This is a genomic window from bacterium, assembly GCA_030247525.1.
Taxonomy (GTDB): Bacteria; Electryoneota; JAOADG01; order JAOADG01; family JAOADG01; genus JAOTSC01.
In genome coordinates this window covers 24383-31555 of sequence record JAOTSC010000019.1, presented here as the reverse complement: position 1 = coordinate 31555, position 7173 = coordinate 24383, and the positions used below count along the sequence as shown (strand labels likewise).

The following is a 7173-nucleotide window of genomic DNA, read 5'->3' as shown; positions in this document are numbered from 1 at the left end:
AGTCGCCACCGCTGGCGATTACTGCTATGTTTCCCTGGGGAATTCTGGAATCCGTATCGTAAACACAACCAATCCTGCTCATTCTCAGGAATTGGGATATTGCGATACGCCAGGGTCAGCATTGGAGTTAGCTGTTGCCGATAGTTTTGTATATGTCGCCGATGGGAGTTTCGGTTTGCGAATTATCAATGTCGCCGATCCGACGAATCCTCACGAAGTTGGTTTTTATGATACCCCAGGAATAGCGAACTGTGTAGCGATTTCGGGCAATTTTGCTTACGTCGCCGATGGAAGTTCGGGATTGCACGCTATCAATGTATCGAATCCTTCAAACCCGCAATTCGTTGGAACATATTTCGTTCAGGGCGCTTTTGCTCGTGATGTCGCGATCTCTGGTAACTACGCCTACGTAATCTATGGAGGTTTATCTATCATCGATGTTGCGAATCCGGCACAAATGGTTTTAATAAGTATTCCTAATACAATGAGTAATCCATCCAATGTCGAAGTCTCTGGTAACTATGCTTATGTCACTGGACAAAGCGGCGTGTTTACTTTAATTGGATATTTACAGGTGATCGATGTTACCAACCCAGCGAATCCTCAAATCAGAGGTGATTACAGGGAAGCGGGAAGTGGACAAGGCGGTCTCAGATCAAGAGGAAGCGCAATCTTTTGTTTTACCGTATCCGATAACTACGCCTACATCAGCAGTTATTACGGTTGGTCGGATGAGCAATTTCCGCATCCAACATTTCATAGTGAGTATTATCAGCGCATCCTCGATGTAGCCAATCCGGACAGTTTTGGATACATCAGAGTAGTCAATATGGTTCGGATGATTTTACCGGAGACTATTACTCCGATTTCTCCATTTCCAATCGTTTCTATTACACCGCATGCGGCAAGCAGGGTTTGTTATATCGTAGTTTGCCGAACATGCCGCTCGTTGCTGGATGGTGTCTAACCTATAATGTCGTAGATGTAGACTTAACTGGCAATTACGCATATCTCACCGATGGCGACTATCTGCGAACAGTCAATGTTTCCGATCCGAGCCATCCGCAACATGCTGCGCGGTTTGAACAACCGGGTACAATAACCGCAGTAACGATAAGTGGAAACATTGCAGTAGTCGGGTCTTTTCAAGATGTCGATACCGCCTGGGTGAGTAAGGTAACTCTCTATAACATTTCCAATCCGGATTCGCTGATTCGATTGGAAGATTGCGATCTACCTGATGTTCCGCAAGATTTCGAGGTAAGAGATTCCCTCATCTTCGTCGCCGACCAGATTGGCGGTCTGCGGATTCTTCATTGTGGCAATCCGGAAAGTATCTATGAGATTAGCAGTGTGACTACTCCCGATTTTGCTTTCGGTGTTAAACTATCCGGTAATTATGCCTATGTCGCCGATTACCAACGCGGACTCCGAGTGATTTCTATTCAAGATCCGGTACATCCTCTCGAGATAGGATTTTACGATACGCCCGGTTTTTCGATGGATGTCGATGTCGATGGCGCGTATGCCTATGTCGCCGATTACACTTCTGGTCTGCGCATAATCGACGTTTCAAATCCGGTCAATCCCCACGAAGTCGGATTTCTGGATACGCCCGGTACGATGAGTCACGTCGTAAAGAGTGGGATTTATGCCTATCTCGCCGACTACTCGGAGGGTATACGAATCGTGAATGTTTCCAATTCACTCGCTCCCCATGAAGTCGGATACTACAATACCCAAGGGAATGCTAGCCGGATTACTGTGAATGGAAATCACCTGTTTGTTGCGGATGGAGGAAACCTCGGCATCTACGACTGTTCGCAAGCGCTCGGTGTGGTGGATCGCGTCGGGGATGGAATACCACAAGAGTGTTCGCTCAAACAGAATTATCCCAATCCGTTTAATGCGACGACGACCATCGAATACACGATTCCTAAAACGGGCGCCGTCGATTTGAAATTGTACGATGTGTCCGGTCGCGAAGTTGCCACCCTCGTCAACTTCCATCAGAATCCCGGTATGTACACTGTGACCTTCGATGGAAAATCGCTATCAACCGGAACCTACTTCCTCCGGTTACAGTCCGGCAATTTCACGCAGACCAGTAAATTGCTGTTGCTCAAATAAAAAAGGGCGTGCGCGGCACGCCCCTACGATGGGTACCGACAGGTCTCCTGACCTGTACAAAGAAGATGCAATTCTGGAGAATTGCCGGTACCCAAATGCGATTACCAGTACCGAAATGCGAAAGGGCGGCTGCCAGCCGCCCCTACGAATACCATTACCTAAACCGCGACAGGAATATCGCGGCTACGAGATCACTGCTTCGCTGCTTCTTCCCAGAAGAGGGCGCTAGTGACAACGCCGCGTTCGAAATTCTTCAGACTGAGCCATTCATTCGGTGAGTGTGCATTTTCATTCGGTTGCGAGAATCCCAGCAGCACCGTATCGAGGCCAAGCGTTTCTTTAAACGCTGCTGTAATCGGAATCGAGCCGCCAATTCGAGTGTACACCGGGTCTTTCCCAAAAGCGTCCTTCAATGCTCGCTCGGCAGCTTTCACGAAGGAGTTTTCTCGTTCGGTGATGACCGGTTGTCCACCGTGATGTTTAGTAACTTTCATTTTACAGCCGGGAGGGCAGAGTGAAGTGACAAATGCGACAAACTTCTCTTCAATGTCTTTGAAATCTTGATCCGGTACTAACCGGCAGGAGATTTTCGCCATCGCTTTTGCCGGTAGAACGGTTTTAGCACCTTCCCCGGTAAAACCGGAGAGCAGACCATTCACTTCCAATGTCGGACGTACCCACAACCGCTCCAGTGTCGAAAAAGATTGTTCGCCGGGAATCGCATCGACGTCTAATTCCGCCATGTACTCGGTATCGCTGTGGGGCAGCGTCGCCCACTCTTTCCGTTCTTCCGAGGTAGGTGCGCGAACGGCATCATAAAATCCCGGAATCGTCACAACACCCTGCGGCGTCTTCAGTTGTGCGATAATCCGAGCTAACTCAAACGCTGGGTTGGCAACCGCGCCGCCGTATTGACCGCTGTGCAGGTCGCGGTTCGGTCCCTCTAAATCAATTTGGAAGTAGGCAAGTCCCCGCAGTCCATAGGCAAGTGTCGGTAAATCGTCAGCAAACATTCCGGTATCGGAAATGACGACGATGTCCGCTTTCAACTCATCTTTATGAGAAGCGACAAAGGTCACCAGATTCGGGCTGCCGATTTCCTCTTCCCCTTCGATCAGCAATTTCACATTGACGGGAAGTTTTCCATTGGTCTTGAGTTGTGCTTCCAAACCACAGACATGAATCCAAACCTGCCCTTTATCATCCGCCGAGCCACGGGCATAGATCCGGTCGCCATCGATCCACGGCTCAAAGGGGCCTTTTAACCATAGCTCCAACGGATCGACCGGTTGGACGTCGTAATGGCCATACAACAAAATTGTCGGGGCACTCGCGCCGGCATTCATCCATTCTCCGGTGAGGATGGGGTGTCCGGGCGTTTCATTCAACTTGATGTTAGTAAAACCGAGACTGGTAAACTTATCCGCGAGCCACTTTCCACACTGATGGACATCAACCCGGTTCTCCGGGCTGGTGGAAATTGAGGGAAAGCGAAGAAACGTAAACAAATCGTCAAGGAATAGTTGTCGGTGAGCGTCGATGTAACGAAGCGGGGTCATGCAAGCTCCTAACTACGAAAACAAATGGGTAGAAAATACAACCGATTACCGTGCCCGAATGCAGTGCAAAGTAATCTTCTCAATGTAAGGTAAAAAACGGGAATCTCCACCGTCACACTTTCAATGTGATCCAGCCAACAATGGGAAAAATAAAGCGGGATGCCGCTTCAAGCACCCCGCTTCCGCTGTCTCCGCGAAATGATGCGAAGGAAAACTACTTCGATTCACTACAGATTTGGTGGTGTTGGCGGGCGGGGTGGTAAAATTCCATTGCGCTCCCGGTTCCGCAGAAAATGGGCGAAGAAGAGTGCACCACCGATCGCCATTAACACTAATCCGAAGCCAAAATCGTCCCAATCTCCTTGGAGCATATTGGCAACAATCAATGCAAGACCGCCAAAAGTGAGAATGAGCGGCCACTTGTAGGGGTTGTGAACTTTCACGTTATCGGTTTTCTCAATGAGCTTCATTACGTTCACATCAGATGGTAAAGTTACCCCCTTCTCGATTGCCGCCATTCGCTCTTCATGTTGCATCTCCACCCGTCTTTGATAATTGCGAATAACAATCCAAACGATAAAAGCACATGCGGCGAAGAAGCCAAGTGGTACAAGTAATGCTACCATGTCGAGACCCGACTCTTTGAAACCGCGTGCCACTTCGTGCGGGAAATCACCCGCATCGATAGTTATTGCTGGATCGGTATCGGATTTACTGATGTTGATGTCTGCGACTGTATCGTTGCCGACGATAACAACCTTGTTTGTTTTTCCCGTGGCAGCATCAATACTGATTTTCACTTTTTTATTCGCGCTATCGGTGATAGACGCCGTCGCTGGGACGGCGGGAGGGGTTGCTGTCGAAGTTTGCGTTGCCATGATACCTCCTTACGGCATTTCCGTGACTGTGTTCAAGTAGTGTGTGTGCCGATGTTAATAAAAGGTTGCACCGGTTGCAACAATCAAACATATTCCAATCAGACTTGGATTAGCGGCGCGATATTCCCATTTTGTACAGTTTCTTCCAATCCAAGGACAGACGCTTGTTAATGAGTCAGTCGGAATTCTCTGCGATGGTAGAGCGCGAATCCCCCAAAATCGCGACTCTGCTTGCCCGCTTGCTTCCGAACCGATCACGGGTCCCTGACGTATTACAGGAAGTATGGATATCCGTTTGGCAGGGATTAGCCTCGTTTCGCGGCGAAAGTGCACTCTCGACTTGGGTCTGGAAGATTGCTTATCGTACCGCACTCCGTGAGCGTGCGAAAGCCTTTGGTAGGGTTGATACCGCTGAACTACTCGAAGAGGTTGATGCTGATCCTGCCCTCCCAGCCGATGTCGCACTCGACCAACGGGAACGGATCGAGCGGATGTTAGCGACGCTTACACCATTGCAGCGGTCGGTCGTAACGATGTTCTATTTGGAAAACTTCTCAATTTCCGAGATAGCCGAAATCGTCGAGCAAGCGGAAGGTACTGTGAAGAGTCACTTGCATCGCGCGCGCCAACGAATGATTGCCGCATCTGGCGAATAGCCACACGTCACCTTTCTTCGCCGATTCAACCGTGCGATATCAATGTGTATCGCTGTTCACAGTAGCGATATGTCTTGACGATATTCGAGAGTAAGGAACGGAGAACTCCAAGTAATGCAGGATCCCATAACAGTAGAAGTGTTCAGAGAATTAATTGTGGTCGCCGGCGTGAGTGTTTTAACCTCACTTATCCTTTCCCGATTCAAGTTTCCCATTATCACTATTCTTCTGATTGCTGGGGTATTAATTGGTCCCCACGGCTTCTCACTTGTTGACGAAAAAGCCCATATCCAGTTGTATGCCGAATTTGGCGTCGTTCTGTTGCTGGTTTCGATCGGTTTACAATATTCGTTAAAACGGTTAATCAAAATCTGGGGATTGATCTCGATTGGTGGTACGTTGCAAGTAGGCTTAACAACAGCGGTCGTCACCGGTTTGGCGTTATACTTCGATCAATCGATGGAGAAATCGCTTTTTTATGGCATTGCTTTCGCGTTATCGTCAAGTACGGCAGTTGTATTGCGGACGTTGACCGACCGTCAAGAAATTGATGCGCCACACGGAAGAATCATTATTGGAACGCTCATTTTTCAGGACCTTTGTATCGTTCCGATGTTTTTAATCTTACCGATTCTTGCTGGCGATGGTGGGGGGAATCCGCTCTTCGATATCAGTTTCGCCATGATGAAAGCCGCGATTATCATAGTATTGATACTGGTTATTTCGCGGTGGGCGGTACCAAAGCTGTTTGAAAAAGTCGATCGATTGCGTAGCAGCGAGCTGTTCCTGTTTACGGTTATCACTCTGTGCATCGGTACGGCTTGGTTCACCTCGTACATCGGTTTATCGCTTTCTCTCGGAGCATTTCTCGCTGGGATGATCCTCGCCGACACCGAACACAGTCACCGCGCAACAGCAAACGTGCACACCCTACGAGACATTTTTACCAGTTTCTTCTTCATTTCGGTTGGAATGATGTTCGATTTCCGGTTCGCAATGCAAAATCTGCTGATTATCGGGTTGTTATTTGTCGTACTGTTGTTTGGCAAGGCGCTGATTGCTTCGTTTGGATATGCGCTGATGCGGTTTCCGCTTCAAATCGCAACGATTGCAGGCTTGGGAGTCGCACAGTTTGGAGAAACCGGCTTTATTATGATGAAAGCCGGAGAGCAGCTCGGAATCATTGATTCGAATGAGGCTGCGTTGTTACTGAACGCCGGAATTCTGACTTTGATTGTAACTCCGATGGTTATTAGTCTGTCGCCCAAATTTACAGCAGGCGCCCTCAAACTTCGCCGGTTGGAAAGCATCCTAGGCGTACGCGGCATCGACAATCCGTCCCCGGTTCACAGCAAGTACCGCGATCATGTCGTTATCGTTGGCTTCGGTATCGGAGGGCAAGCGCTCGCGCGAGCACTGAAGAGAGTAGGCGTGCAATATCTCGTTATCGAACTCGATGTGACCCGGGTGCGTGAGGCGCGGCAACTTGGTGAACCGGTTTATTACGGCGACATCGCTACGCCCGAAGCGTTGGAGAACGCTCATGTCAAGAGCGCCCGCGGTTTAGTATTAATGATAAATGATCACAAGGCGGCGGAGCGAGCTATCGCGTATGCTCGAAAAAACGCCCCGAACACACCAGTGTTCGTGCGCACGAAGTATCTCAACGATTCGGATTCCTTGTTAATGTTGGGGGCGACTGATGTGGTTGTTGAAGAGGTAGAGGCGGGATTGGCGATGCTCGCCAAGGTTCTCAAACTCACCGAGTTCGAACGGAGTGAACGATTCGAGTTGTTGAAAAAAGCACGGATCGACGTCAAAAACCATCAAATTGGATCGGAGCGTTAAGGAATATCCGGTTAGTCTCGGTATGGATCAAGGAATGGAGTTGTGTGGTGCAACCTTGTAAGTAGCAAGTTCCTCTAACCGATTGACACACGAGAATCTTAC

Annotated in this window: 6 protein-coding genes; 4 read left to right on the top strand and 2 right to left on the bottom strand. The window is 49.0% G+C overall.

Annotated elements, in window-relative coordinates; genetic code table 11:
• Together OEM52_03295 and OEM52_03290 are read left to right on the top strand one after the other, a co-directional pair.
• A partial coding sequence (locus tag OEM52_03295) for a hypothetical protein (GenBank protein MDK9699164.1) occupies nucleotides 1–967 on the top strand: 967 nt, incomplete at its 5' end.
• Nucleotides 940–2130, top strand: a complete 1191-nt coding sequence (locus OEM52_03290; GenBank protein ID MDK9699163.1) for a T9SS type A sorting domain-containing protein — start codon at nucleotides 940–942, stop codon at nucleotides 2128–2130. The genes OEM52_03295 and OEM52_03290, both read left to right, overlap by 28 nt.
• 191 nt (nucleotides 2131–2321) lie before the next feature.
• On the opposite strand, the gene OEM52_03285 is transcribed toward OEM52_03290, so the two are convergent.
• Nucleotides 2322–3689 (bottom strand): dipeptidase, encoded by a 1368-nt coding sequence (locus OEM52_03285; protein ID MDK9699162.1) that lies wholly within the window; start codon nucleotides 3687–3689, stop codon nucleotides 2322–2324.
• A gap of 227 nt (nucleotides 3690–3916) precedes the next feature.
• Nucleotides 3917–4567: a hypothetical protein gene (locus OEM52_03280; GenBank protein MDK9699161.1), complete on the bottom strand. Its 651-nt coding sequence runs from the start codon at nucleotides 4565–4567 to the stop codon at nucleotides 3917–3919.
• Between the two features lie 170 nt (nucleotides 4568–4737).
• Between OEM52_03280 and OEM52_03275 the strand changes: the two genes are divergently transcribed.
• Nucleotides 4738–5223, top strand: coding sequence for an RNA polymerase sigma factor (locus OEM52_03275; GenBank protein ID MDK9699160.1), 486 nt, complete (start codon nucleotides 4738–4740; stop codon nucleotides 5221–5223).
• A gap of 114 nt (nucleotides 5224–5337) precedes the next feature.
• Complete coding sequence (locus OEM52_03270) at nucleotides 5338–7071, top strand: cation:proton antiporter (GenBank protein ID MDK9699159.1); 1734 nt, start codon at nucleotides 5338–5340, stop codon at nucleotides 7069–7071.
• Nucleotides 7072–7173: the final 102 nt, after the last annotated feature.